Source organism: Natronomonas sp. (assembly GCF_028274965.1).
Lineage (GTDB): Archaea > Halobacteriota > Halobacteria > Halobacteriales > Haloarculaceae > Natronomonas.
In genome coordinates this window covers 1-24,244 of the sequence record NZ_JAQCNO010000062.1, presented here as the reverse complement: position 1 = coordinate 24,244, position 24,244 = coordinate 1, and the positions used below count along the sequence as shown (strand labels likewise).

Genomic DNA, 24,244 nt, shown 5'->3' with positions numbered 1-24,244 from the left:
GCGTCTGATAGAGGTCCCGGAGGTACGGCCAGAGGTTGTCGTACTCGCGGATCAGCTTGTGGTTGCACATAAAGTGGGTGTGGTACACCTCGTCGAACCTGACGAGGGTGGTGTACATCGCGATGTCGGCCTCGGTGAGCCGGTCGCCGGCGAGGTACCGCTGGTCTTCGAGCACCGAGTCCCAGTGATCGAGCGCCTCGAAGAGCTCGGTCACGGCCTCGTCGTAGGCGGACTGCGTCTCGGCGAACCCGGTTCGGTAGACGCCGTTGTTGATCGGCTCGTAGATCGAATCCAGCGCCTCGTCGATCTCCCCGCGGAGCGATTCCGGGGCGAGATCGGCGCCGTTCCCGAGGTCGGCGAAGACGGTCGTCAGGTTCCGCATGACCTCGCGGGACTCGTTGTTGACGATCGTCTCCTCCTCGGTGTCGTAAAACACCGGAACGGTCACGCGGCCGGTGTACCCCGGATCGGCCTCGAGGTACGTCTCCCGGAGGTAGTCGAAGCCGTTGATCGAGTCGGCGGTACACCCCGGCTTCTCCGGCGTGAACTGCCAGCCGCCGTCGTCGCGGAACGGGTCGACGACGTCGACGGAGATGACGTCCTCCAACCCGAGAAGTGCCCGGGTGATGAGCGTCCGGTGGGCCCACGGACAGGCGTAGGACACGTAGAGGTGATACCGCCCGGCCTCGGCCTCCTCGAGCGTGACGCGGTCGCGGAACGACGTCGGCTGCCGCTGGAACTCCCCGTCCGCGCTGGTCGGGTCGTACTCGGTCTTCCACTCGCCGTCGATAAACTGGTTGACCATACGGACGGTTCGGGCTCTGGCGGCATAGGCTCAGCGGACCCGGCCGTTACTCGGTGTCGGTCGTGTTACCGCCGGCGTCCGGCGCCGCCTCGTCGTCGGCCGCATCGCCCTCGGCGACCGTCTCGACGTCGGCCTCCTCGGCGTCCGTCCCCGGACCGGCGGCCTCGGCCGTCTTCGGGATCGACACCTCGAGCGTGCCGGTCCGCGTCAGCGTCGCCTCGGCCCGATCGGCGTCGACCGCGGCCCCCTCTGGGAGTTCGACGTCGCCGCTCAAGGCGAGCCCGCGCCCGGGAAACACCATCTCGTACCCGTCGTAGAACTCCCGGAACCGATCGATGCGGACCGAGAGGGCGTTGCCCTCGAACCGGACCGCGACGTCGTCGGCGGTCGCGCCGGGGGCGTCTAAGACGATCAGGTACGCCTCCTCGCCCTCCAAGAGGTCCGCCGAGAGCGCCCGGCGCTCGTGGATCCGACTGGCCGCGCGCCCGATCCCGTCGAGCACCGTCCGGCCGATCGACGCCCCCACCTCGCGGATCATACCGCGAGTTCCTCCAGACTGTCGTCGCTTCCGCAGTACGGACACGCGAAGGATTCGACCCCGGTGCCGTCCGGCATCGAGTACCGGTAGTGGAGCTCCATCATGTCCAGATCACAGTCGTCCGACGTACAGACAACTTCGAGCGTTTTCGGCATACGCGGGAGTACGGGCGTGACGGTAATCAATTCCCCGGCGGTTTTGTTCGCTCCGCGCCTACGAACCGCATGCACGTTCGCGGTGTCGACTTCAGCGGAAGCGCGCGCCCGGGGACCGACATCTGGATCACCGAGGCCGAACTCGAAGAAGGGCGGCTCTCGATCTCCTCGTGTCGGTCGGCCGCCGACCGCTTCGACTGTTCGGCGAGAGGGCCAGTCCTCCGGGAGCTTCGGTCGGTTCTGCGCGGCGACCCCGGAACGACCGGGCTGGATGTTTCCTTCGGGATCCCCGCCCGGCTGCTCCCCGAGGGGACAGACACCTGGGGCGACGCGATCGAGTGGTTCTCGACGACGTTCGACGATGCCGGGGCGATGCGCCGAACGCTCAAGGACCGCGCGCGGGCGCTTTCGGTCGAGGGCGTCGAATTGAAACGCCGCACCGACGCGGCCGTCGGCGCGAACTCGCCGTACAGCTTCATCACGTACTACCAGACGCTGTACGGGATCCGCGACGTGTTGGTGCCGCTCGTTCGGGCGGACGCGCTCGCGGTCCCGCCGATGGACGCCCCCCGCGACCGGAACGCGATCGAGATCTACCCGGCCGGGACCCTGCGCCGGCTGGAGACGGTCGCGACGACGTACAAAGACGACACCGAGGCCGCGCGCCGCCGCCGCGAGCGGATCGTCGAGCGGCTCTCCGAACCCGCGGCCGACGCCTTCGACGTCGAGATCCCCCCGTCGATCGAACGGACGGTCACGGACGATCCCGGCGGCGACGCCTTAGACAGCGTCGTCGCCGCCGTCGCGACCGCGCGTGCGGTCGCAAACGGCTTCGAGCCACCGACGCCGTTCGACGACCGCGAGGGGTGTATATACGTCTGAGCGCCGCCCGCGGTCGGCTCCGACCCCGGGCGCTCGTCGTCCAAGCGCCGCCGCGCGCCGTTCGACCGAGACGAAATGTATATTACACGAAGGCCGATACGTCCGATCATGGTCAACAAACTCGAAGTGGCCGGCACGATCGGCTTCGGACTGTTCATCGGCGGGTTCTTCGGATTCGTGCTCTCGCGGGGCGACCTCCTGTTCACCGGCGTCGGTGCCGCCGTCCTCGCCGTCGCCGCGTTGATCTACGCGTTGACCCTCGGCCAGACCGGCGGGCTGAGCCCCGTCTGACCGGGACGCCGCGCTGTGTCGCGCCGCGTCCTGACGCGGGTACCCGACGACGTCCACCGTCCCTATCGCATCCGTTTTATTACTCGGCGCCGTTCGGTCCGGTATGAACGACCCGGCGGATCTCGAGATCACCATCGTCGACGGCTACGTCGACGAGCCGGCCCACTTCGGCGTTCCGCCGTACGTCTCGACGTACCCGCGGTTCGCCGCCGGCGCCGCCGTTGACGCCGGCGCCGATCCCGAAGCGATCACATACCACACCATCGACGGGCTCCGGGCCGACCGCTCGAAGTACCGCGACGTCGCCGACGCCGATCTCTTCGTCTACGTCGGCGGCATGACCGTCCCGGGGAACTACGTCGGCGGAACGCCGGCCGAACCCGACGAGGTCAAGGAACTCGCCTGGACCGCCGAGGGAACGAGCGTCATGGGCGGGCCGGTCCGGTTCGGCGTCGGGGAGGCCAACGAGGGCGGGACGGAGACCGAGCGCCGCGATCTCGACTACGACTTCCTCGCGATGGCCGACGTCGAGGCGGCCGTGTACGACCTCGTTCACGGCGGCATGGAGGGCTTCGAGGACCGCTACCGGGACAACGACGAACTCGACCGCTGGGCGGAGGCGGGCGCGTTCATCATCGAACAGCACCCCGACCATCCGGACTACCTCATCTGCGAACTCGAGACGTCCCGGGGCTGTCCCTACCGGTGTTCCTTTTGCACGGAACCGATGTACGGCGACCCGAGCTTCCGGTCGCCGGAGTCGGTCGTCTCCGAGGTCGGCGCGCTCGCCGATCACGGCGCGCGGCACTTCCGGCTCGGCCGCCAGGCGGACATCCTCGCCTACGGTGGCGACGGCGAGGCCCCGAACCCGGCGGCGCTGGAGGCGCTGTACGGCGGGATCCACGATGCGGTCCCCGAGCTCGGCACGCTCCATCTGGACAACATGAACCCGGTGACGATCACGGAGTACCCCGAGCGATCCCGCGAGGGCATCCGGATCATCGCCGAGCACAACACGCCCGGCGACACGGCGGCGTTCGGCCTCGAGTCGGCGGACCCGGTCGTTCAAGAGAAGAACAACCTGCTCGTGACCGCCGAGGAGTGTCTCGAGGCCGTCCGGGTCGTCAACGAGGCCGGCGGGTGGCGGCCGGGCGAGACGCCGGGATCGGGGCCCTCGACCGACCCGAACGCCGATCGCCTGCCGAAGCTCTTACCGGGGATCAACCTCGTCCACGGGCTGGCCGGCGAACGCCCCGAGACGTTCGAGCACAACAAGCGGTTCCTGCGGGACGTCTACGAGTCCGGGCTGATGGTCCGCCGGATCAACATCCGGCAGGTGATGGCGTTCGAGGGCACCGAGATGGCCGACACCGGCGCGTCCGTCGCGAACGACCACAAAAAGCGGTTCAAGCGGTACAAACGCGAGGTCCGCGAGGAGATCGACAACCCGATGCTCGAACGCGTCGTGCCGCCCGGAACCGTCCTCCCGAACGTCTACCTCGAGTACCACGAGGACGGCAAGACCTTCGGCCGACAGCTGGGCACGTACGCGCTGCTCGTCGGGCTCCCCGGCGAGCGGGAGCTCGGCCGGACGATCGACGTGGCCGTGACCGACCACGGCTTCCGGTCTGTCTCCGGCGTTCCGTACCCGCTGGACGTCAACTCCGCCTCGATGGACGAACTCCGGATGCTCCCGGAGATCGGCTCTCAGCGCGCCGGCAACATCGTCGTCGATCGCCCCTACGACGCCCCCGCCGAGGCCGGCGACGACGTCGATCTCTCGCGGTTCTGTGCGGTCGAGAAGCCCCAGCCGGAGTAACACGCGAGCCGAGCGACCCCCCGATCGGGGGGAGGGGGTCGACCCGCGGCGCGGCGGCGCTTCCCGCGATATTCAAGTCCCCGGCACCCGACATCGGTCGTAGTGGCAGTCTCGTTCGATCTGTTCGGCACGCTCGTTGACGTCGACACGCCCGACGATCCGGCTGCGGCGGTCGCCGAGGAACTGGACGCGCGCGGCGTCGCCGTCCCCGGCGACTTCGAGGACGCCTACCGCGAGGTCCACATCGACGCCCCCGAGGGCGCGGAGGTCCCGCTGCCGGCACACGTCGGCGCGGCGCTGTCCTCGAGGGGGGTCGACGCGCCAAACAACGCCGCCCGTTCGGCGGTCGTCTCGGCGTTCGACCCGTCGGTGACCCGCCGCGAGGGGGTCGACGCGGCGATCGATGCGGCCGCCGACCGCGGCCCGATCGCGCTGTGTTCGAACTGCAGCGTTCCCGAACTCGTGGGCCGGACGCTCGTCCGCGCCGGGCTCCACGACGCCTTCGACACCGCGGTCACGAGCGTCGGCTTGGGGTGGCGAAAGCCGGACGAACGCGTCTTCGAGTCGGTCGCGACGGGGCTCGACGCCGATCCGAGCGCGCTGGTCCACGTCGGCGACGATCCCGACACCGACGGCGGGGTCGAATCGGTCGGCGGTCGGTTTCTCGACGTCTCGCGGACGCCGCTTTCCGCGATCGCCGAGCGCCCCGAGCTACTGGAGCCGGAGCCGGGGCCGTGATCGGCTTCGGGGCGACCGCCGCGGCCTCCGTCGGGGTCGCCGGCGCGCTCGAGGCCGCGGTCGGGGAGCCGCCGGCGCGGTACCACCCGGTCGCGCTCGTGGGACGGGTCATCACGCGCTTGGAACCCCGCCGCTTCGGCGCTCCGAGACTCGCCGGCACCGCCTACGCCGTCTCCGTGCCGATCGCGTGCGCGCTCGTCGCCTACGGCCTCGTTCGGGCCGCGGGATCGCTCGGCGCGCTCCCGGCCGCCATCGCCGCCGGGGCCGTGCTGTGGGTCGCCTCGAGCCTCCGCATGCTACTCGACAGCGCGCGCTCGGTCGTGGCCGCGAGCGACGACGACCCTGAGGCGGCCCGCGGGGCGCTTTGCGCCCTCGTCGGCCGCGAGACGGCGACGCTCTCGCCGGGCCTCATTCGGAGCGCCGCCGTCGAGAGCCTCGCGGAGAACCTCTCGGACGGCCTCGTCGCCCCGCTTTCGGCGTTTGTGGCGCTGTCGTTTCTGTCGCTCCCGGCGGCCGCCGCCGGGGCGGCCCTGACGAAGGCGGTCAACACGATGGACTCGATGCTCGGCTACCCGGGCCGTTTCGGGTGGGCAAGCGCCCGCCTCGACGACCTCGTCATGTTCGTCCCGGCGCGGCTCTCCGCGCTCTTGCTCTCCGTTGCGGCCGGCGCTCCGGGCGCCGCGGTTCGCGCCCGCCGACGCGCCCGCGAGCCGGCCTCGCCGAACGCCGGGTGGCCGATGGGATCGCTCGCGACCGCGCTGGGTGTCGAGCTTCGAAAGCCCGGCGCGTACGCGCTCAACGACGCCGCGGCGCTTCCGAGCGCCGCCGAGGCGACCGAGGCGCTCGCGGTGACGCGGCGGGCCGGCATCGCCGCGTACGCCCTCGGCGCCGCCGTGGGGGTGTTGCGGTGGGTCTGAGCGAGGTCCTCGGGGGGCTCCGCGGCGGCGTTGCCTTCCTCACGCGGCTGCCGGTCCCGACCGAAAACCGCGATTGGGACCGGTTCCGCGCGTTCCCGGCCGCGTTCCCGCTCGTCGGATACCTCGTCGGGGCGGTCGTTTCGGTCCCGTTTCTCGTCGGCGGCCTGGCGAGCGCCGCCGTCCCCGAACCGACCGTCGCGTTCGGCTACCTCCTCGCCGTCGTTCTCTGCGTCGGAATCCCGCACCTCGACGGCATCGCCGATCTCGGCGACGCGGCGGCGGCACACGGCCGCGACGCGACACGGCGGGCGCTGAAGGACACCGAAACCGGCGTCGGCGCGATCGTCGCTGTCGTCGTCGTCCTCGCCGGCCTCGCGGCCGCCGCGATCGAACTCGCCGCCGTCCCCCCGCTCGTCGCCGTCGGCGTCGTGACCGCGGCGGAGGTCGGCGCGAAACTCGGGATGTCGGCCGTCGCCTGTCTCGGGACGGCGAGTCACGACGGGATCGGGGCCTCGTTCACGCGGGGGGCGACGCCGGCGCTCCTTTTCGGCCCCGCCCTCGCCGCGCTCCCGGCCGCCGTGATCGTCGCGCCGTTCCCCGTCGGGGTCGCCCCCGTCGTCGCCGGGCCGCTGGTTGCGGTCGTGCTCGTCCGGTGGACGGCGGAACCCCTCGGCGGCGTCAACGGCGACGTCTTTGGCGCGACGAACGAACTCGGACGGGTGTTCGGGCTCCACGCGGGGGTGATCGCGTGGACGCTCTCGTGATGTGCGGCGGCGGCGGCACGAGGCTCGATCGCGGCGAGAAGCCGCTTTTCGAGGTCGCCGGCGCGCCGATGATCGCGCGCGTCCTCGGTGCGCTCGCTTCGAGCGACATCGAGGGGATCATCGCGGCCACCTCGCCGCGGACGCCGGAGACGACGCGGTGGCTCGAGCGCCGCGGGGGCGTTCGGGTCCTCGAAACCGCCGGTGACGGCTACGTGGCCGATCTGACGAGCGCGCTCGAACGCGTCGGGCGGCCGGTGTTGACGGTGGCCGCCGATCTCCCGCTGTTGGCCGGGGAAAACCTAAATCAAACCCTCGGAGCGTACGGGTCCGGTGGGATGACCGTTTGCGTTCCCGCGGCGCTCAAACGCCGCCTCGGCGTCAGCGTCGACACGACGCGCACCCGCGGCGGCCGGGAGCTCGCACCGACCGGGCTGAACGTCGTCGGGGCCGACGGCGGGCCCGAAACCGTCCGCGTCAGCCACGACGCGCGCCTCGCGGTCAACGTCAACCGCCCCGGCGACGCCGCCGTCGCCGAATCGCTCGCCCCGCCGACGGGGGGCGATCGCTGATGGACCCCGAAAGCGTCGACGCCGTCGACCGCGTGCCGCACGGGTCGAGCGACGACCCCGACGTCCTCGATCTGAGCGCGAACACCAACCCCCGGGTGCCGGACGGCACCGGGTCGGTCTACGAGTCGGCGCTCGGCTCGGCCGGATCCTACCCCGACGACGGCTACCCGGCGTTTCGGCGCGCGGCCGCCGAGTACGTCGGCTGTGCCCCCGAGTCGGTCGTCCCGACCGCCGGCGGATTGGCGGCGATCCGGCTCGCGATCGGCGTGACCGTCTCGCCGGGCGATCGCGTGCTCGTCCCGCACCCGTCCTTCGGCGAGTACGCCCGCGAGGTCCGGCTGGCCGGCGGCACCGTCGTTTCGGTCCCCCACGGGGAACTGCTTGAGTGCGACCCCGACGGCTACGAGATGGCGATCACCTGCAACCCGAACAACCCGACCGGCGGCGCGCACCCGCCCGAGAAACTCCGGGCGTTCGCCGAGCGGTGTTCGGCCGCCGACACCCGACTGCTGGTCGACGAGGCGTTTCTCGGGTTCACCGACCGCCCCTCGATGGCCGAAACCGGCTGTACCGTCGCCCGCTCGCTGACGAAGCTGTTCGGGCTGCCCGGGCTCCGGGCGGGCTTTGCGGTCGCCGAGGGCTCCGCGCTCGATCGGCTCCGCACCGCCCGCCAGCCGTGGTCGCTCGGCGCTCCGGCCGCCGCGGTCGGGGCGCACGCCATGCGGGACGCGCCGTTCATCGAGGAGACACGACGCCGCGTCGCCCGCGAGCGGGCGGTCCTCCGGGAGGGGCTGACCGAGCGGGGGTTCGAGGTGTCGCCCTCCGATGCGCCCTTCCTGTTGTGCGACGTCGGCGGGCCGCCCGACGACCTGCTTTCGGCCTGTCGGGAACGCGGCGTCGTCCTCCGGGACGCGACGACGTTTCGGGGGCTCGACCGACACGTTCGGATCGCCGTCAGGGACCGCGACTCCACCGATCGCCTCCTGGCGGTCCTCGACGAGGTGCGATAGGGCGGTGTTCGAGTACGAGCGGACGGCCGAGCGCCTGACGCTTTGCCGGCCGGGGACGCGGTGGCTCTCGAACGGGATCGACGGCGGCTCCGCGCGGGCGGCGACGGCCCACAACCTCACCGTTCCGGCGGGGTTCGACCGGACCGACCTCGAAGCGTACGTCGCCGAGCGCTTCGAGGGGCCGCCGGCCGGACCGACCCTCCTGACCGGCGTCTCACAGACGCACGCACGCGGCGCTCGCTACGGGCCGGCCGAAGCGGTCGCGACGGCGGGCGTGTCGAACCCCGCGACGCTTCCGGTTGACGGAACCGGTGGCCTCGATGCGACCGACGGGGTCTCCAAGGCTGACCGACGCCAGGGCGATCGCCCCGACCCCGGAACGGTCAACGTCTTCGTCGGCACCGACCGGGCGCTCTCGGAGGCCGGTCGCGTGGAACTGCTCGCGACGGCGGTCGAGGCGAAGACGGCGACGCTTCTCGGGACCGTCGGCTGTACCGGAACGACGAGCGACGCCATCGCCGTCGGCTCCGCCGTCGACGGCGCGCCGGCTGAGTTCGCCGGCAGCGCGACGGAACTCGGCAACGCGGCACGCGTGTGCGTCCGGGACGCCGTCCGCTCGGCGCTCGCCGCCCGCTACGAGGAGGGGCCACCGGCGCCGACGGAGGCGACACACGGAACCGAGACCGCGGGGTCGGCGAGCACCTTCGAGCCGTGAGTCCGGGCCGTCCGCTTGGGTCAATCAGATTTCGACCCTGACGGTGAGCCCGACTCGGCGCCCGGCTCCGATTCCGAGCCGTCGGGGTCCGACATCACGACCCCGGCCCCGGCCACGATCAGCGCCGCGACCGCACACAGCACGATCCCGGGCGTGAACGACCCGGTCGTGTCCCTGATCCGGCCGATGATGACGGGACCGAAGAACCCGCCGATCTCGCCGACGGCGAAGATGACGCCGACGGCGGTTCCGGTCAGCGTCGTTCCGATGCCCTCCAACTCGACGGGCACCGCCCGGATGAGCGGCGAGAGCCCGCCCATCCCGAGTCCGATGAGGACGATCGGAACGGACAGAAGCGCCGCGACCGACGGCGTCGTAAGCAGCCCGAGCACGCCGAGCGAGCCGACGACGCCACAGAAGGCGATCGCCAGCCGGGTCCGATCGAAGCGCTCTGCGAGCGCCGGGATCGCGAGCACGCCGACGACCTGCCCGACGACGAGGGTCGCGGTCACCGTGCCCGCCAGCCCCGGATCGATGCCCCGCGTTTCGAGGACGGTTATCAGCCACCCCTGGACCCCGTGGAGGACGAACAGATACATCGTCCCGAGCAGTATCAACAGCCGCATGTCCCGGTGTCCGACGACCGCCCGGACGTCGGCCGACAGCGACGCGAGCGAGAAGGTCCCGTCGCTTTCCTCCATGTGTTCTCCCGCCGGGACGTACCACGCCGCGGCCGCCCACACCGCAACGAGCCCCAGCGTCGCCGCTCCGCTCGCCGAGAACAGCGGTCGCCACCCGCCGAGGGCCGGGCCGACGATCGGCCGACCGACCGAAAAGGCCGCCGCGCTCCCGGCGTACGAGGCGATGAGGTACACGGACGCGGCGCGGCCGACGACCTCCGAGGGGTACAGCTCCGCGGCGAGTTTCGGAAGCCCGAAGGTCAGCCCTGTCGCGCCGACGCCCATCAGGAGCGTCAACGCGAGCATCGTCGGGAAGTCCGGCGCGACCGCCCGGCCGAGCTGTCCGACTCCGACGAGCGAGAGCCCGATCCCGATCCCGAGGCGCGCGCCGATCCGATCGACGACGAGCCCGCTCAGGAGGCCGAGCGGGATGTACGTCAGCGGTATCGCCCCAGCCAACACGCCGGCCTGCGTCCCGCTCAACCCGAGGGCGTCGATGATCGGCGTGAGGTACGCCGGCAGCGAAAACCAAACGAAGAGCAACGCCCCGTAGCCGATCCCACCGAGCGAGAGCAGCGCCGCGTTCCCGACCGTTCTCGACCGGACTCTCATCGCTCGCCGGTTCGGGTGCCCCCGTATAGGCCCTGTCGTTTCGCTCCCGACCGCGGCGGCTGACCGCCGACTCGCAGGCGACGCCGGAGGCGGCCACGCGTTTTTATAACCGAGCGGCCCCACGTTCGGACATGCCCGTCCGGTACACCTGCGACGGTTGCCGCGCGCCGCTCGGCGCCGTCGAGGACCTGTACTGTGAACCGACGACGACCGGTCGGTCGTGGTACTGCGGGTACTGTCGGACGCCGGTCCCCGACGCGGTCGGCGAGCGCCTCTCACATCGCCGCGACGGGTCCGCGACCGACCGCCGGCCCTGACCCCAAACTCACCCGCGGAGCCTGACGGAGACGCCGGCGAACCCGCAGGCGTCACACGACAGCGTCCGTCGGCTGTCGGCGTCGTACACCGACAGCGGCGTCCCACACCGCGGACAGCCGTCGCCGGGGGCGACCCGCGCGTTTCTGACGCCCCCGACCGCGAGTCGGATCTTGAGGGATCGGTCCCTTGAGGCGTCGACCGCCCCGCCCCAGATGACGTGCGCGTCGGGACCGACGCGGCCCTGGACCGCCGAGACGACCGCGTTGGTGTCGGTGACGCTCGTCTCCGGCGGTCCGACGACGTCGACGATAACGCCGCCGCCGGGGTCGGTTTCGATCGCGCGCGGCACGGCCCAGAAGGCGCTCTCGACGGCCGCGACCGGTTCCGCGAGCGGCCCCGTACCGACGCCGAGGGCGGCGAGTCCGCCGGCGCGAAACACCGTCTTCAGATCGGCCAGATCGACGTTGACGATCCCGGCCTCGCGGACGAGAGAGACGAGCGTCCCGACGGCTCCGGTGACCCCCTCGCCGGCGGTGCCGCGCTCGGAGGCGAAAAGCACCGTTCCGGCGCGCTCCGAGAGCGCTTCGACGATCGCCCGCTCGCTCGCCGTCGGTCGATCCGGGACCGTCACGACGGCGACGCGGACCTCGGCGTCCGGCAGCGCCGCCGGGCCGAACTGTCCCTGTCCCTGTTCCTCCGCGCCTCCGTCGGGGTCGCCCGCTCTCTCGGCCGCCTTCGAGGCGTCCGCAGCGAGTACGGCCACGTCTGGGGCGTCCCTCCCGTTTCGGGCGCCCGTCTCGAGGGCCTCCAGCGCAGCGAGATCGGCGGGTTTCGGGCTCCCCGGGCCCTCGAGACCGACGACGACCACGGACTCGTCCATCGATCCCGCGGCGATCGCTTCTCCGTCGTCGGCCGTCATCGCTCGTACGTACACCGCGACCCTGATGACGGTTTGGGCCGTCTCCGGCTCCGATACCATCGCCCGGCGCCAGCCGGACGGTCACTCGATGAGCCGCTCTATGTACCCGATCTGGCCGTTCCGCCGCCGGTAGGCGGCGGTCAGCCGGTACGCGGCGACGTACGCGACGACGGTGAGCACGACGGCCAAGATCAGGTTTCCGACCAGGAGGCGGGCGACGACGTCGGGGGCGGCCGACAGCGAGACGTCCCGCCAGCCGACCCCCTCGATCGGCCCGAGGATCTCCGAGCCGAGCCAGAAACTCGCCCCGTAGACGCCCCACTTCGCGACGGGGTTCAACACGATCACCGACGCGAACAGCGCGAGCTTCGAGACGCTCGCGAACAGCGCGATGATGACGAGGAACAACAAGAGACCGGTCCCGAGCGTCGGCAGCGCCGTGATGAACACGCCGAGCGCGAAACTCCCCGCGACCTGTCTCGGGGTGTGTTTCTTCGCGAGCGCATCGACGAGCTCCGAGCGCACGCGTTCCCGCAGCGACCGGAGCCGTTCTCGGACCCCTCCCATTACCGCGCGTTCGGGGCCGACCGGAATGAATCTATCGAGGGTTCCGGGCACGCCCCCGAAGGTCGGGCGCCTCGGATCGCCCCCTCAGCCCAACAGCCCGCGGAGCCGTCCGAGCAGCCCACCGCGCCCGCCGGCGAGTTCGGCGAGCACCGCGTCGGTGCTGTTCCCGACCGGCCGCGGGTCGCTGCCGGCCTCGGCGGCCGCCTCCGGGTCCTTCAGCAGGTGCCCCGTGGTCAGACAGACGACGTCCTCGCCGCTGTCGACGACCCCGGCCTCGCGGAGCTTCCGGAGGCCGGCGACGGAGGCCGCCGACGCCGGTTCGACGCCGACCCCCTCGCCGGCGATCGCGCGCTGTGCGTCCGTGATCTCGGCGTCGGAGACGGCGACGGCGGTCCCGCCGGTCTCGCGGATCCCCGGCAGCGCCTTCGGCGCGTTGACGGGGTTTCCGATGCGGATCGCCGTTGCGATGGTCTCGACGTCCTCCCAGCGGCGGGTGTCTTCTCGGCCCTCCTCGATGGCCTCGACCATGGGCGCGGCCCCCTCGGCCTGGACGCCGGTGAGCATCGGCACGTCCCCGGGGGCGAGATCGCCGCCGGCGACCATCTCGCGGAAGCACTTGTACAGGGCGGCGGTGTTGCCCGCGTTGCCGACCGGGAGGACGATCCGGTCGGGAAAGCGGCCGTGCTCCTCGCGGAACTCCTCGAGGATCTCGAGGCCGATCGTTTTCTGTCCCTCGAGTCGGAAGGGGTTGAGCGAGTTGAGCAGGTACGCCTCGCCGCGGTCCGCGAGCTCCTGAACGATGTCGAGACAGTCGTCGAAGTTGCCGTCGACCTCCAGAATGCGGGCGTCGTGGAGGCTCGCCTGTGCGATCTTGCCGGCGGCGACCTTCCCCTCGGGCAGCAAGACGAGCGTCTGGATCCCCGCCCGCGCACCGTACGCCGCGAGCGCCGCCGACGTGTTGCCGGTCGAGGCGCAGGCCAACCGGTCGACGCCGAGTTCCTCGGCGACGCGGACGCCGACGGTCATCCCGCGGTCCTTGAACGACCCGGTCGGGTTCATCCCCTCGTGTTTGATCCGGAGGTTCCGGACGCCGACCTCGGACTCGAGCCGCGGCATGCGGTGCAGCGGCGTGTCCCCCTCCGGGAGCGACACGCCCTCCTCGAAGGGCAGCGCGGCCTCGTACCGCCAGACGCCCGTGCCCCGAAACGCGTCGAACGTCGGGTACCGGTCGTATCTGACCTCCAACAGCCCCCCGCAGGACTCGCAGGTGTACCTGATCCCCTCGAACGGCGGGTGCCCGTGCCCGCACTCGATACACTGGAGCCACACCCCGTCGCTCGCGACGTCGGGGGCGTCGGGCCGATCGGGAAGCGCTAAGTCTGCCATTGCCGACATTCGGTCGGGCGATCGCAAAAAGGGGCCGCTTTCGGACGGACCGGCCGGAACACCCCGCTGCCGCTCGGCCGGTGAGGACCGCGATCTACGCGTCCCGGGAGAACCCGAGGTTCTCGATGCACTCGCGCATCTCCGACTCGTCGGTGTGTTTGTGGAGTATGGTTGGCGAATCGCAGTAGTACACCTCGCCGTCGAAACGCAGCGTCAGCTCCTCCAGAGAGCCCAGTATCTCGGTCCTGACGACGAACCGCTCGCCGCTCTTGAGCCCCGAAAGCAGCTCTTCGGCCGTGCGCTCGCCCGGTTCGATGACCGTCGACTCCGCCATGTCCACGCTAACGTGGCCGACGGGTAAATATGACCGCACTCGTCGCGGGCGATCAGTACGAGGCGACGAGCTCCGAGAGCGCCCCCCGATCCGTCGTCGCGTGCGGCGCCTTCAGCGGCGAGACGCTCACGCGCCCGTCGAGCACCGCCCGGCGATCGGTCCCCTCGGCGTCCGGGACGTCCCCCGCAGCCATCCGGCCCCAGATCCGATCGCGGATCCGGACGCGCTCGCCGTTTCGCTCGGCGTCCATGTCGTACACGCGGGAGGGGCGCGTGATCTCCATGTCGGCCCGCCCCTCCTCGGGCGGCAGCGGCGCGTTGAGGTTGAGGTAGTCGGCGGTCCCGAACACGCCCGCCTCGAGGGCGCGCTCCGCGAGGTACCGGACCGCGTCGGCGGCCGCGCCGAAGTGGCTCGGTTCGGCGGTAAACTCCTCGAAGTCGATGTCGATGTCGCCGGCCGGGAAGTACACCGACGCGGCAATAGCGGGGACGCCGAAGAAGGCGGCCTCCACGGCGGCGGAGACGGTGCCCGAGCGACCGAGGACGTACTCCCCGAGATTGGCCCCCTCGTTGCACCCGGCGACGACGAGGTCCGGGTCGAGATCGAGGGCCTTCAGCCCGGTGACGATGCAGTCCGCCGGCGTCCCCTCGACCGCGTAGCCGCGCTCGCGCTCCCGCAGCCCGATGTCGCGGGACAGCTGTCGACCGACGGCGCTTTGATCATCGGCCGGCGCGACGACTGTCACGTCGGCGACCGCCGAGAGGCGCTCGTACAGCGCCTCGAGACCGACGGCGTCGACGCCGTCGTCGTTCGTGAGAAGGACGTCCATACGCCGGATGCGTCCGGCCGGCGCAAAAGACCACCGCTGCCGGCGGGCCTACCGGAGTCCGAGCAGTTCGCCGACGTTTTTCACGTACGTCGGAACCGCGTTCCGGCGGGACTGCTCGATCGTCCGGTGGATCTCCCGACCGACGCCCTCCGAGAGCCCCTCGCCGTGGCCGACGAGCAGCCGCTCGGGCTCGTACTCCCGGAGGTCCCTCGGCGGGAACGCCCGCAGCATCGGGTGAACGCCGAGCGTCTCCTCGGGCGCGAGGAAGTACCCGACGGTTCCGAGCGCCTCGGGAACGACGAGCGTCTCGCCGTCGAAGAGGACCGCCTCCTGCCACAGCGGGTTATCAACGAGTCGGGCGGCGTCGAACCCGGCGAGCGTTCCGCCGAACCGCTCGACCGGGGCGTCGAGCCCGTCGGCCACGCCGCTCATCCACTCGGGGACGTACACCGACACCCCGTGGCGGGCCGCAACGGCCGCCGCGTCGCGCTCGTGGCGATCGAGCAGGACGACGACGCCTGCGGGGTCGGCGTACTCCTCGAGCAGTTCGTCCAGCCCGGGGGCATCGACCGGATCGACGATCCAGAGTTCGCCCTCGCTCTCGACCGCGTGGGCGGCGCGCCGCATCGTCTCCTCGGGGTAGGCGATCCACCCGACGCCGCCGTCGAACCGATCGACGACGCGCAACTCGGCCGTACCGCTGCCTTTCATCGGCATGGCCCCGGTAGGATCGTGTCGGTATTAAGCCCGCGGCGGCCGCCGGCGAGTCCTTCGGGACCCCGATCCGAGCCGGCGGGTTCACCCGATCCGATCGGCGTCGATCTCGCGGCCCGGCGGGGAGACGATCAGAAACCCGCGGAAATGCATCAACTCCCCGCCGAGATCGCGGATCTCGCGGGCGAACCCGGCGGCCAGCTCGTTCAGGTCCCCGTCGACGTCCAACACGAGCACGTTGTCCCGCCGGACGTGATCGATCCAGGTCTCCGGTTGCGTCTCGCCGTCGAGGACGCCGAGGACGACCTGACCGCCGGTCTCGGGGTCGTCGAGTTCGCCCTCGGCCGTCTGGAGGTCGAGATCGAAATCGCTCATACCCACTACACTCCCCGCGGGTGAAAAAGCCTGCCGGGACGAGCGGCGTCTGAGCCGCCGCGGTCCCGCGGCTCCGAGGGCCGACGCCGACGGTTCGGGCGCCGAGACGCGCCGCTTTTGTCGATCGCAGCCGAACGACCGGCAGTGACAGACGACCCCGCAGACACGGACGCGCCCCCGATCGACGCCGAGGCGTTCTACGAGGTGCTCGAAACCCAGCGCCGGCCGGCCGTGACGACCGCGGAGGTCGCGGCCGCCCTCGGGCGTTCGAGCGACGAGGCCGCGGCCGCCCTCGAAGCGCTCGCCGCCGACAGCGAGATCGACCGGCTGACGACCGAACACGGCGACGACGTGTGGGTTTCGCCCCGCGTCGGGTCGGTGGACGAACGGCTCACCGTCTTCGAGGCGCGCCGCGAGATCGTCGCCGACCGGCCCGCGCAGTACACGCGGGCGCTTCTGACGCAGTTCGCCCACCTTGAGGAGACGAACCGCGAGGGCGGGTACGTGTACGCCGTCCGCGAGGAGGACGTCTGGAACGCCCCCTACGGGACGCTGTCGGAGCTCACCGCAACGGTGCGTTCGGCGCTCGGCGACCGTTATGAGGCCTTAGAGGAGTGGATCGAGGGCCAATGGGAGCGCGCCCACAAGTTCCGGCTCACGACCCACGAGGACGGCTACGTCGTCCTAGAAGCAAAGAGCGCGGACCTCCTCGGCAACGTCGCCGAACCGCGACTCGACGACGGCGTGTTGCGCGCGAAAACCGGCGACGAGACCGCCTGGGTGGCCGACGACCGGACCGCGGAGCTGAAACGGACGCTGTACGAGGCCGGCTACCCCGTCGAGGACCAACGCGATCTCGAGACCGGCGACGACCTCGAGTTCGGGCTCGACGTGGAGTTGCGGCCCTACCAGTCCGATTGGATCGCCCGCTTTGCGGACGCGGGATCGGGCGTTCTCGTCGGGCCGCCGGGGTCCGGCAAGACCATCGCGGCGCTCGGCATCATGGCCGACGTCGGCGGCGAGACGCTCGTGTTGGTCCCCTCCCGGGAACTGGCGACGCAGTGGCACGACGTCTTGCTCGAGCGGACGACCCTCTCGCCGGACCGGATCGGCGAGTACCACGGCGGGCGCAAGGAGATCCGCCCGGTGACGATCGCCACCTACCGGACGGCGGGCATGGACAGACACCGGCGGCTCTTCGACTCCCGGAAGTGGGGGCTCATCGTCTACGACGAGGTCCATCACATCCCCAGCCCGATTCACCGACGGAGCGCGAGCCTCCAGACGAAACACAGACTCGGCCTGACGGCGACCCCGGTCAGGGAGACGGCCGATCAAGAGCAGATATACACCCTCGTCGGCCGGCCGATCGGCACCGACTGGGAGGGCCTCTTCGACGCCGGCTACGTCGCCGAACCCGAGGTCGAGATCCGGTTTCTCCCGTGGGGCTCCGAGCGCCACCGCAACGAGTACGGCGCAGCCACCGGCCACGAGAAGCGCCAACTCGCGGCGACGAACCCCGCGAAGATCCCGGAGATCGCCGCGATCCTCCACGAGAACCGCGGTTCGAAGGCCGTCGTCTTCGTCGAGTACCTCGATCAGGGCGACGCGATCGCCGAGGAACTGGACGTCCCGTTCATCAGCGGCGAAACGCCGCACGCCCGCCGGAGCCGGCTGTTCAACCGGTTCCGCGGCGGCGACCTGGAGACGATCGTCGTCTCCCGCGTCGGCGACGAGGGGATCGATCTGCCCGACGCTGAGGTCGCGATCGCGGCCTCCGGTCTCGGCGGGTCCAGACGGCAGGGCGCCCAGCGCGCCGGCCGGACGATGCGGCCCGTCGGGAAGGCCCGGATGTACGTCCTCGCGACCCAGGGGACGACCGAGGAGGACTTCGCAAGAAAGCGGACCAAACACCTCGCGGCCCGCGGCGTCCGCGTCCGAGAGACCCCGCCGGCGACGACCGGGGTCGACCGCCCCCAAGACGGAAACCGAGACCGAAACCAAAGCCGTGACCGAGACGGCGGTGCCGACGGGGCGGCGTCCGCCGAAGAATGAACTAAGACGCCGCGCCCCGAGGGTGGGCCCGTGACGGATCGCAACGACAGCGACGCCGCGCCGCGCCGCGCCCGCCTGGATCGGTCTCCGACGCCGGGGGCGCGGAACTCCCTGTGGTCGTGGCCGGACGCGAAACACCCGCTCCGCGTCGCGTTCAACTACGTCTGTATCGTCCTCGCGCGACACGCGCCGAGCCTCCGGCTGAAGAACTGGCTGTTGGGGCTGATCGGCGTCACCGTCGGGACGGGCGTCGCCTGGGGGCTGGAGTCGACGCCGGACGTCTTTTGGCCCGAGCTGATCGCCGTCGGCGACGACGCCATCGTCGGCTACGACGCGACGCTTCTGTGCCACGAGTTCCTCCAAAGCGAGTACCGGACCGGGGAGGTCCGGATCGGCGAGCGGGCGATGATCGGCGCCGGCGCGGTCGTGCTGCCCGGCGTCGAGGTCGGCCCCGACGCGCAGGTCGCGGCGAACTCGCTCGTCACCGAGGACGTCCCGCCCGGGGAGACGTGGGCCGGCGTGCCGGCCGAGCCGATCGACCGTTCCGGGGACGGCTGAGGGGTCCTCGCGTCCCGTCGACCTCGATCGTAGCCGCGTCGATCGCCGGCGCAATCAGTCCCTGACCCGCATCGCGCCCTCCGTGAACACCTTGCGGTTCGGGACGACGTGCTCCTCGCCGTCGTTTTCGATGCGCGTCACGAGGACGTCGATCTCCTGGACGATCCCGCGTCGGTCGTCGATCTCGATCTCGTCGCCGATCGCGTACGGCTCGCTCAACAGGAGGTAGATCCCGGCCGCCGCCGACGCGAGCAGGTCTTTGAACGCCAGACCGCCGAGGAAGAACACGCCGAAGGCGTAGGCCGCGAGCAACACCAAAAGCGCCCCCGTTGCGACGCCGAGTTGCGACAGCGCAACGAGGACGGCCACGTAGAGGACAGACACCTTCGCGAGCGTCGACACGACCGTCGCCTCCGGGAGCTTGACGCTCCGGAGCCGTTCGTCGATGATCAACTCGGTCTTGTCGGCGATTACGAGCCCGATCAACACGACGAACACCGCGACGAAGAGCCGCGGCAGGAACCGGCCGATCTGCTCGATGAGTAGCTCCTCGGGGACGAGCCCGAGCGTCCGGGCGGCGTACAGCGCCGCCACGGCGAAGACGAAGACGCCGCTGATCCGCGCGAGCAACTGGACGGTCGGGCTCCCGATCCGCCTTGCGGTCCGGTCGAACGGCGTCCCCTCGACAACGTCGCCGACGCCCGTGGCGACGAGCACGCGTCTGACCGCGACCGACGCGATTGCCCCGGCGATGAGCCCCGCCAAGAGCACGACGACGGCGACGATGAGGTTCTGTGCGGGGGCCGAAAGCTCCCGGAACCACGAACCGACGGCGAGCGCGTACATCAGTACGCCTCCGGATCCAACTCCAGGATGATTTCCCCGCCGGAGAAGGCCCGGACGAGCCCGTCGGACTCGGAGAGGACGACCGCAACGGCGTTTGTGTCCCGCGTGATCGCCCCCGCAGCCATGTGCCGCGCGCCGAGGCCCTTCGGGATGTCGACGCCCTCCGCCGCGGGCTCGAGATACCGGTAGGCCGAGACGATCTTGCCGGCGTCGCTGATGACGAACGCGCCGTCGAGCCGCGAGAACTCCTTGAGCATGACGTCGACGATCGGGTCGCCGACGTGGACGTGGCTCTTCTCGAAGGGGTTGTAGCTGAGCGGCCGGGAGCTGTTCATCACCTTGCCCGCGTCGCCGACGACGAACAGCGCCCCGACGCGCTTGCCCTTCTGTCCCTTCTTGCCGAGTTCGATGGCGACCTCCAGGACGTTCCGGATGACGGCGGGTTCGGCCCGGCTGTTGACGAACAGCTGATAGACGCCGGAGCGCTCGAACTCGCCCGCGCGGACGCGCGTTACCGTGTCGATGTCCTCGACGAACAGCCCCAACGCGCAGGCGACCTGATCGCCCTCCTCGATGAAGCCGTTGTCCAGCCCGCCCTCGACGCCGAACCGAACCCGCTCGCGGACGTTCTCGAACTCGAGGGGGAGCTCGACGTAGCGGTCCGCGCCGACCCCGTTGTCGGTCCCGACGACAACGGTCGGCACGTCGGCCTCGACGGAGCGCTGATAGAGCGACCCGCTCGGTGAGAAGAGGAACACGTCATCGACGTCCGACACCACGTCGTCGAACAGCCCGCCGAGTTGACTCATCGTCCGACTCTCGGCTCCGGCGAAAAAAAGCGTTGCGGGGCGTCTGACGCCGTTAGACCCTCCGCGCGGCAACGCTCCGGTCGCGCGAGCGGTCGCCGACGGTCGCCGCCGTCGTGCGATCAGCTGGGATCATTTATATACCTCCTGGCCCTGTTGTCGGACCGATAGGACGAGCGATACGCAACGCGACGCCGCTTGGGGCCGCGCTGCTCGTCCCGAACGTCCTCCAGATCCGGACCGGCGCCGGCCCCGAGCTCCGAACTGTCCTCGTCGAGTTGATCGACGACGCGGTCACCTACGGCGGGGGGTCGCCCGACGTGCGCACGGTAACCCGCGAGACCGAGATCAACCAGATGACCCACACCCAGGGGCTCGGCCTGTGGTTCGTTCGGTGGGCGATATGCGCCTACGACGGCGCGTTCGAACTTGACGCCGGCGACGGCGGAACGGCCGTCACGCTCGAGTTACCGAGCGGGTAGGGGGTCGCCTCCGGCGGGACCGGTCGATCGGAGCCGAGAGCGTCACCACTCGCTCCCGTCGGCCAGATCGCGCCCGCCGTCGAGTTTTGACGACGGACAGACGTCCTCAAGAACGCACGCCGCACACTCCGGGTTTCTCGCGGTGCAGGTGTCCCGGCCGTGGCTTATCAACAGGTGCGTCAGCTCCTTCCAGTCTCCCTCCGGCGTGATCTCCATGAGGTCCGTCTCGATCCGTTCGGGCGACGTCTCCTCGGTCAGCCCGAGTCGGCGGGAGATCCGCTGGACGTGGGTGTCCACCACGATCCCCTCGACGATCTCGTGGCCGTGCTGGAGGACGACGTTTGCGGTCTTTCGCCCGACGCCGGCGAGGTCGGTCAGCTCCGCCATCGTGTCGGGCACCTCGCCGTCGTGCGCGTCGACGATGTCGCGACAGGCGGATTTGATGTACTTCGCCTTGTTGTTGTAGTAGGTGATCGAATCGATGGCCGCGGCGAGTTCCGCCTCGTCGGCCTCGGCGTACGCCCGCGGACCGTCGTACGCCTCGAAGAGGTCCGCGGTGACGCCGTTGACGCGTTCGTCGGTGCACTGCGCCGAGAGGACGACCGCGATGAGCAACTCGAGGCGGTTCGAGAACCGAAGCGAGATCTCCGGTTCTGGGTAAGCCTCATAGAGGCGCTCTAGCACCTCGGCGAGTCGCTCCTCGCGGGACGGTTGCGGTTCGGTCACGGACGGATCGTGGGCGGGTCGGGGCTTGTGCCTGTCGGGTGCGACCGGTCAGGGCGGCGACTCCGAGACGCACCGTCACCGCCCGAGACGCTTCGAGCGCGTCCGAACGGCTCAGAGAACGCCCGTTACCGCCGCCGCCTCCGTCGCGGCCGTCCGCTCGATCCCGTCGCCGAGGACGGTGTAGCGGTCGCGTATCTCGTGGGCCGACGCCATCGCCTCGACGAACACCTCCCCGTCGATGCCCAACTCGGCGGCCGCCGTCGGCGCGTCGATCCCGGCGAGCGCGTCGCGGACCCGCTCCCACTCGCCGCTCTCGCCGCTGTGGAGGTACTCCGTCACGATCGAGGCCACCCCGACCTGGTGGCCGTGCAGCGCCGTGTCGGGCGCGAGTCGGTCAAGCTGGTGTGAGATCAGGTGCTCCGCGCCCGAGGCGGGGCGGGAGGACCCGGCGATCGACATCGCCACGCCCGAGGAGACGAGCGCCTTGACGACCACCCACGCCGACTCCTCGAGGCCCCGCTTGATCGAGTCCGAGCGGTCGACGAGCATCTCCGCGGTCATCCGCGACAGCGCCCCGGCGTACTCGCTGTACTCGACGTTTTTGAGCCGGTGGGCGAGCTGCCAGTCCTTCACGGCGGTGTAGTTCGAGATGATGTCGGCACAGCCCGCGGTGGTCAACCGCCAGGGGGCGTTCGCGATGAGCTCCGTGTCGGCGATCACCGCCAGCGGCGGGTGGGCCGCGACCGAGTGCCGGGTGTCGCCGTCTGGGACCGACCCGCGGCCCGAGACGATCCCGTCGTGGCTCGCGGCCGTCGGGACCGAGACGAACCCACAGCCGCGCTCGTCGGCGGCCATCTTCGCGATGTCGATCGGCTTGCCGCCGCCGAGCCCGATGAGGTAGCCGGCGTCGGCCGCCTCCGCCGCCCGCAACACGTCCTCGACCGCCGAGAACGTCGCGCGCTCGACGACGACCACCGCCGGATCGATGCCGGCCGACTCGAAGCTCTCGCGGAGCCGGCCGACGGCGAGTTCCTTCGGCGTCGGGCTCGTAACGACGAGCGGCCGCCCGTCGAGATACAGCTCCTCGACCGCCTCGACGGTCCGGCTGAGGACGCCGTGACCGACGACGACGTTCCGGGGGAGCCGGATCCACGTCGATTTCTCGAACATACCCTTGCTGTGTGAGGCGGCGATAAAACCGTTCCCCCGCGGCGGGCACCGCCGTCAGTCGACGTTGATCCGGTGGATCAGAAAGTACACCGCGATCAGCGCCGCGAGCAGTATCCCGAAGGCGCTCGCGGCGGTTAACGCGCCGAGCGCGTTGTCGAACTCGCTGACGCGGAACCCGATCACCTCCCTCGCGATGGCGATGATCGCCGCCCCGATGACGATCCGGATCACCGGCTCCTCCCTGGCGTACGCGAGAAGCGTCCGGTGGACCTCGATGATGATGAGCAACAGAAGGACCGTATCGAGCAGCTCCACGACGGCGATCGGATCGGTGAACCGACCGCTCGCGACGAGTTCGTACAGCCCGACGAGGAGATCGAAGATGCCGATCACGAACAGCGCGAGCAGAAAATACGCCGTCACGAGAACCAGCCACCGCATCCCGGACTCCGACGGCCTCGCGGCCGCCGACACGTCCAGATCCATACCGTACCGTCTCGTCCCAGGTATAAAAACCCCGTCAGCGGCGACGCTCCGCCTACGCGACCGTCCCGAGCACGTCGATGAGCCGTTCTTCGACCTCGCGGCCGGGGCCCTCGGCCCGCCCGTCCCCCGTCGCGGACCGGCGCTCGGCGACGGTCTCGGAAAGCGCCGCCTCCCGCGGCGTCGGCTCCCAGCCCAGCGAGCGGAGCCGCCCCGTCGTCAGGAGGGTCGGGTACGACCGGTACAGCGGGAACGACTCCGGCGAGAGCCCGACCGTCCCGAGTTCGCGCCGGCTCGCGAAAACGGTCGCAACGTCGGTCCCGCAGGCCGCCGCGATCGACTCGATCAGCTCCCCGAGCGGCGGGGCGTGCCCGTCGCCGACGTTGTACGCCGCACCGGGGCGGCCCGCTTCGGCGACCGTCCGGATCGCGCTCGCGATGTCGGCGACGTACGCGAGGTGTTGGACGTTCGTCCCGTCGCCGGGGACGACCACGCGGTCGTGCGCGTCGACCCGGTCGACCCAGTAGTCGAACCGCCCGGTGTAGTCGTGGGGGCCGTAGACGACGGGCGGTCGGACGGACATCGCGTTCACGCCGCGGTCGGCGGCCGACGCGACCGCCCGGTCGCCCTCGGCTTTCCGCTGGCCGTACGTCTCCGAGGAGTCGTCGGTCGCCGCCTCGACGGGACACTCACGCAGCGGCGTCCCGGACTCGCGTTTCGGCACCCGATCGACGTAGGCGGCCGCCGAGGACACGTACACGTACGCGTCGGCGTCGGCGAACACGTCGGTCGCGGCGTGGACGTCCCGCGGCGCGTACGCGACGCAGTCGACGACGACGTCGGGCGAGAGTTCAATGCCGGCCCGCCGGAGTTCGGCCTCCTCGGTCCGGTCGCCCTCGACGCGTTCGACCCGCTCGTCCTCCGAAAAGGGGTTCTCGTGCTCGCCGCGGTTGAACAGGCTCACCTCGTAGCCGGCCTCGAGGAACTCGGAGACGGTGTGACGACCGATGAAACGGGTGCCGCCGATGACGAGCGCGCGATCGGACATGTTGGCTCTGCGTCCCCGAGGGCGAAAAAGCCACGGCGTCGCGGCCGACCCCCGCGTCTCACCGCCCGACGCTCCTGTCGTCGCGTTCGCGCACCGACAGAAGCGTCTCGGTCCCGCGTCGATCGAACCGCAG

General features: G+C 70.8%; 30 protein-coding genes. 13 read left to right on the top strand and 17 right to left on the bottom strand.

Annotated elements, in window-relative coordinates:
- The 3 genes from Q0916_RS09850 to Q0916_RS09840 all read right to left on the bottom strand — a co-directional run.
- The coding region (locus Q0916_RS09850) for a glutathione S-transferase family protein (RefSeq protein WP_299237054.1) at positions 1–805 on the bottom strand (805 nt) is incomplete at its 3' end.
- Between the two features lie 46 nt (positions 806–851).
- Positions 852–1,343: an Hsp20/alpha crystallin family protein gene (locus tag Q0916_RS09845; RefSeq protein WP_299237053.1), complete on the bottom strand. Its 492-nt coding sequence runs from the start codon at positions 1,341–1,343 to the stop codon at positions 852–854.
- Positions 1,340–1,498: a DUF7559 family protein gene (locus Q0916_RS09840; protein ID WP_299237052.1), complete on the bottom strand. Its 159-nt coding sequence runs from the start codon at positions 1,496–1,498 to the stop codon at positions 1,340–1,342. Before Q0916_RS09840 ends, Q0916_RS09845 begins: the two co-directional genes overlap by 4 nt.
- 69 nt (positions 1,499–1,567) lie before the next feature.
- Between Q0916_RS09840 and Q0916_RS09835 the strand changes: the two genes are divergently transcribed.
- The 9 genes from Q0916_RS09835 (at position 1,568) to Q0916_RS09795 (ending at position 9,203) form a co-directional block, all read left to right on the top strand.
- On the top strand, positions 1,568–2,380 hold the full coding sequence (locus Q0916_RS09835; protein WP_299237051.1) for a DUF429 domain-containing protein: 813 nt from the start codon (positions 1,568–1,570) through the stop codon (positions 2,378–2,380).
- A gap of 108 nt (positions 2,381–2,488) precedes the next feature.
- Entirely contained in the window at positions 2,489–2,671 is a 183-nt protein-coding gene (locus tag Q0916_RS09830; protein ID WP_299237050.1) for a hypothetical protein, read from the top strand.
- A gap of 103 nt (positions 2,672–2,774) precedes the next feature.
- Positions 2,775–4,490 (top strand): radical SAM protein, encoded by a 1,716-nt coding sequence (locus Q0916_RS09825; protein ID WP_299237048.1) that lies wholly within the window; start codon positions 2,775–2,777, stop codon positions 4,488–4,490.
- Between the two features lie 102 nt (positions 4,491–4,592).
- Positions 4,593–5,228, top strand: coding sequence for an HAD family hydrolase (locus Q0916_RS09820; RefSeq protein WP_299237046.1), 636 nt, complete (start codon positions 4,593–4,595; stop codon positions 5,226–5,228).
- On the top strand, positions 5,225–6,145 hold the full coding sequence (gene cbiB / locus Q0916_RS09815; protein WP_299237044.1) for an adenosylcobinamide-phosphate synthase CbiB: 921 nt from the start codon (positions 5,225–5,227) through the stop codon (positions 6,143–6,145). Before Q0916_RS09820 ends, cbiB begins: the two co-directional genes overlap by 4 nt.
- The gene (gene cobS / locus Q0916_RS09810) at positions 6,136–6,909 is read left to right on the top strand and encodes an adenosylcobinamide-GDP ribazoletransferase (RefSeq protein WP_299237042.1); all 774 of its coding nucleotides are present in this window, start codon (positions 6,136–6,138) and stop codon (positions 6,907–6,909) included. The genes cbiB and cobS overlap by 10 nt, the downstream gene beginning before the upstream one ends.
- Entirely contained in the window at positions 6,909–7,478 is a 570-nt protein-coding gene (locus Q0916_RS09805; RefSeq protein ID WP_299237055.1) for an NTP transferase domain-containing protein, read from the top strand. Before cobS ends, Q0916_RS09805 begins: the two co-directional genes overlap by 1 nt.
- Complete coding sequence (gene cobD / locus Q0916_RS09800; protein ID WP_299237040.1) at positions 7,478–8,488, top strand: threonine-phosphate decarboxylase CobD; 1,011 nt, start codon at positions 7,478–7,480, stop codon at positions 8,486–8,488. Before Q0916_RS09805 ends, cobD begins: the two co-directional genes overlap by 1 nt.
- A gap of 4 nt (positions 8,489–8,492) precedes the next feature.
- Positions 8,493–9,203 (top strand): adenosylcobinamide amidohydrolase, encoded by a 711-nt coding sequence (locus Q0916_RS09795; protein ID WP_299237039.1) that lies wholly within the window; start codon positions 8,493–8,495, stop codon positions 9,201–9,203.
- 20 nt (positions 9,204–9,223) lie between these two features.
- On the opposite strand, the gene Q0916_RS09790 is transcribed toward Q0916_RS09795, so the two are convergent.
- The gene (locus Q0916_RS09790) at positions 9,224–10,495 is read right to left on the bottom strand and encodes a CynX/NimT family MFS transporter (RefSeq protein ID WP_299237037.1); all 1,272 of its coding nucleotides are present in this window, start codon (positions 10,493–10,495) and stop codon (positions 9,224–9,226) included.
- A 131-nt stretch (positions 10,496–10,626) separates the two neighbouring features.
- On the opposite strand from Q0916_RS09790, the gene Q0916_RS09785 reads away from it, so the two are divergent.
- The gene (locus tag Q0916_RS09785) at positions 10,627–10,812 is read left to right on the top strand and encodes a hypothetical protein (protein ID WP_299237035.1); all 186 of its coding nucleotides are present in this window, start codon (positions 10,627–10,629) and stop codon (positions 10,810–10,812) included.
- Positions 10,813–10,820: 8 nt separating this feature from the next.
- Here the strand turns inward: Q0916_RS09785 and Q0916_RS09780 are convergent, their stop codons facing one another.
- The 7 genes from Q0916_RS09780 to Q0916_RS09750 form a co-directional block, all read right to left on the bottom strand.
- Positions 10,821–11,732, bottom strand: a complete 912-nt coding sequence (locus tag Q0916_RS09780) for a hypothetical protein (RefSeq protein ID WP_299237034.1) — start codon at positions 11,730–11,732, stop codon at positions 10,821–10,823.
- Positions 11,733–11,813: 81 nt separating this feature from the next.
- A complete protein-coding gene (locus Q0916_RS09775; RefSeq protein ID WP_299237032.1) occupies positions 11,814–12,299 on the bottom strand; it encodes a DUF2062 domain-containing protein in 486 nt (161 codons plus the stop codon).
- Between the two features lie 84 nt (positions 12,300–12,383).
- A complete protein-coding gene (gene thrC / locus Q0916_RS09770; RefSeq protein ID WP_299237030.1) occupies positions 12,384–13,685 on the bottom strand; it encodes a threonine synthase in 1,302 nt (433 codons plus the stop codon).
- Positions 13,686–13,779: 94 nt separating this feature from the next.
- Positions 13,780–14,019 (bottom strand): hypothetical protein, encoded by a 240-nt coding sequence (locus Q0916_RS09765; protein WP_299237028.1) that lies wholly within the window; start codon positions 14,017–14,019, stop codon positions 13,780–13,782.
- Between the two features lie 52 nt (positions 14,020–14,071).
- Entirely contained in the window at positions 14,072–14,848 is a 777-nt protein-coding gene (surE, locus tag Q0916_RS09760) for a 5'/3'-nucleotidase SurE (RefSeq protein ID WP_299237026.1), read from the bottom strand.
- Positions 14,849–14,896: 48 nt separating this feature from the next.
- Positions 14,897–15,565, bottom strand: a complete 669-nt coding sequence (locus Q0916_RS09755) for a hypothetical protein (RefSeq protein WP_349254525.1) — start codon at positions 15,563–15,565, stop codon at positions 14,897–14,899.
- Between the two features lie 81 nt (positions 15,566–15,646).
- A complete protein-coding gene (locus Q0916_RS09750) occupies positions 15,647–15,937 on the bottom strand; it encodes a DUF5779 family protein (RefSeq protein ID WP_299237023.1) in 291 nt (96 codons plus the stop codon).
- Positions 15,938–16,081: 144 nt separating this feature from the next.
- On the opposite strand from Q0916_RS09750, the gene Q0916_RS09745 reads away from it, so the two are divergent.
- Together Q0916_RS09745 and Q0916_RS09740 are read left to right on the top strand one after the other, a co-directional pair.
- Positions 16,082–17,992 (top strand): DEAD/DEAH box helicase, encoded by a 1,911-nt coding sequence (locus tag Q0916_RS09745; RefSeq protein WP_299237022.1) that lies wholly within the window; start codon positions 16,082–16,084, stop codon positions 17,990–17,992.
- Positions 17,993–18,022: 30 nt separating this feature from the next.
- The gene (locus tag Q0916_RS09740; protein WP_299237021.1) at positions 18,023–18,550 is read left to right on the top strand and encodes an acyltransferase; all 528 of its coding nucleotides are present in this window, start codon (positions 18,023–18,025) and stop codon (positions 18,548–18,550) included.
- A 54-nt stretch (positions 18,551–18,604) separates the two neighbouring features.
- Here Q0916_RS09740 and Q0916_RS09735 read toward each other — a convergent pair whose 3' ends face one another.
- Both Q0916_RS09735 and dacZ read right to left on the bottom strand, forming a co-directional pair.
- The gene (locus tag Q0916_RS09735; protein ID WP_299237020.1) at positions 18,605–19,396 is read right to left on the bottom strand and encodes a mechanosensitive ion channel domain-containing protein; all 792 of its coding nucleotides are present in this window, start codon (positions 19,394–19,396) and stop codon (positions 18,605–18,607) included.
- Positions 19,396–20,205 (bottom strand): diadenylate cyclase DacZ, encoded by an 810-nt coding sequence (gene dacZ / locus Q0916_RS09730; protein ID WP_299237018.1) that lies wholly within the window; start codon positions 20,203–20,205, stop codon positions 19,396–19,398. Before dacZ ends, Q0916_RS09735 begins: the two co-directional genes overlap by 1 nt.
- 113 nt (positions 20,206–20,318) lie before the next feature.
- On the opposite strand from dacZ, the gene Q0916_RS09725 reads away from it, so the two are divergent.
- The gene (locus Q0916_RS09725) at positions 20,319–20,684 is read left to right on the top strand and encodes a hypothetical protein (protein ID WP_299237016.1); all 366 of its coding nucleotides are present in this window, start codon (positions 20,319–20,321) and stop codon (positions 20,682–20,684) included.
- A 42-nt stretch (positions 20,685–20,726) separates the two neighbouring features.
- Here Q0916_RS09725 and nth read toward each other — a convergent pair whose 3' ends face one another.
- From nth to Q0916_RS09705, 4 genes are all read right to left on the bottom strand, one after another.
- Positions 20,727–21,410, bottom strand: a complete 684-nt coding sequence (gene nth, locus Q0916_RS09720) for an endonuclease III (protein WP_299237014.1) — start codon at positions 21,408–21,410, stop codon at positions 20,727–20,729.
- Positions 21,411–21,521: 111 nt separating this feature from the next.
- Entirely contained in the window at positions 21,522–22,580 is a 1,059-nt protein-coding gene (locus tag Q0916_RS09715; RefSeq protein WP_299237011.1) for an NAD(P)-dependent glycerol-1-phosphate dehydrogenase, read from the bottom strand.
- A gap of 54 nt (positions 22,581–22,634) precedes the next feature.
- A complete protein-coding gene (locus Q0916_RS09710) occupies positions 22,635–23,066 on the bottom strand; it encodes a phosphate-starvation-inducible PsiE family protein (protein WP_299237009.1) in 432 nt (143 codons plus the stop codon).
- Positions 23,067–23,118: 52 nt separating this feature from the next.
- Positions 23,119–24,111 carry an NAD-dependent epimerase/dehydratase family protein gene (locus tag Q0916_RS09705; RefSeq protein WP_299237007.1) on the bottom strand — a complete coding sequence of 331 codons (993 nt, stop codon included), beginning with the start codon at positions 24,109–24,111 and terminating at the stop codon, positions 23,119–23,121.
- Positions 24,112–24,244: the final 133 nt, after the last annotated feature.

Coding starts and splice junctions, on each gene's coding strand:
- Q0916_RS09790 (WP_299237037.1), bottom strand. CDS start 10,495: ATGAGAGTCCGGTCGAGAACGGTCGGGAACGCGGCGCTGCTCTCGCTC.
- Q0916_RS09715 (WP_299237011.1), bottom strand. CDS start 22,580: ATGTTCGAGAAATCGACGTGGATCCGGCTCCCCCGGAACGTCGTCGTC.
- Q0916_RS09780 (WP_299237034.1), bottom strand. CDS start 11,732: ATGACGGCCGACGACGGAGAAGCGATCGCCGCGGGATCGATGGACGAG.
- Q0916_RS09805 (WP_299237055.1), top strand. CDS start 6,909: ATGTGCGGCGGCGGCGGCACGAGGCTCGATCGCGGCGAGAAGCCGCTT.
- Q0916_RS09785 (WP_299237035.1), top strand. CDS start 10,627: ATGCCCGTCCGGTACACCTGCGACGGTTGCCGCGCGCCGCTCGGCGCC.
- Q0916_RS09845 (WP_299237053.1), bottom strand. CDS start 1,343: ATGATCCGCGAGGTGGGGGCGTCGATCGGCCGGACGGTGCTCGACGGG.
- cobD (WP_299237040.1), top strand. CDS start 7,478: ATGGACCCCGAAAGCGTCGACGCCGTCGACCGCGTGCCGCACGGGTCG.
- Q0916_RS09775 (WP_299237032.1), bottom strand. CDS start 12,299: ATGGGAGGGGTCCGAGAACGGCTCCGGTCGCTGCGGGAACGCGTGCGC.
- Q0916_RS09755 (WP_349254525.1), bottom strand. CDS start 15,565: ATGCCGATGAAAGGCAGCGGTACGGCCGAGTTGCGCGTCGTCGATCGG.
- Q0916_RS09710 (WP_299237009.1), bottom strand. CDS start 23,066: ATGGATCTGGACGTGTCGGCGGCCGCGAGGCCGTCGGAGTCCGGGATG.
- Q0916_RS09825 (WP_299237048.1), top strand. CDS start 2,775: ATGAACGACCCGGCGGATCTCGAGATCACCATCGTCGACGGCTACGTC.
- Q0916_RS09735 (WP_299237020.1), bottom strand. CDS start 19,396: ATGTACGCGCTCGCCGTCGGTTCGTGGTTCCGGGAGCTTTCGGCCCCC.
- thrC (WP_299237030.1), bottom strand. CDS start 13,685: ATGGCAGACTTAGCGCTTCCCGATCGGCCCGACGCCCCCGACGTCGCG.
- Q0916_RS09750 (WP_299237023.1), bottom strand. CDS start 15,937: ATGAGCGATTTCGATCTCGACCTCCAGACGGCCGAGGGCGAACTCGAC.
- Q0916_RS09765 (WP_299237028.1), bottom strand. CDS start 14,019: ATGGCGGAGTCGACGGTCATCGAACCGGGCGAGCGCACGGCCGAAGAG.
- Q0916_RS09835 (WP_299237051.1), top strand. CDS start 1,568: ATGCACGTTCGCGGTGTCGACTTCAGCGGAAGCGCGCGCCCGGGGACC.
- surE (WP_299237026.1), bottom strand. CDS start 14,848: ATGGACGTCCTTCTCACGAACGACGACGGCGTCGACGCCGTCGGTCTC.
- Q0916_RS09840 (WP_299237052.1), bottom strand. CDS start 1,498: ATGCCGAAAACGCTCGAAGTTGTCTGTACGTCGGACGACTGTGATCTG.
- Q0916_RS09830 (WP_299237050.1), top strand. CDS start 2,489: ATGGTCAACAAACTCGAAGTGGCCGGCACGATCGGCTTCGGACTGTTC.
- dacZ (WP_299237018.1), bottom strand. CDS start 20,205: ATGAGTCAACTCGGCGGGCTGTTCGACGACGTGGTGTCGGACGTCGAT.
- Q0916_RS09705 (WP_299237007.1), bottom strand. CDS start 24,111: ATGTCCGATCGCGCGCTCGTCATCGGCGGCACCCGTTTCATCGGTCGT.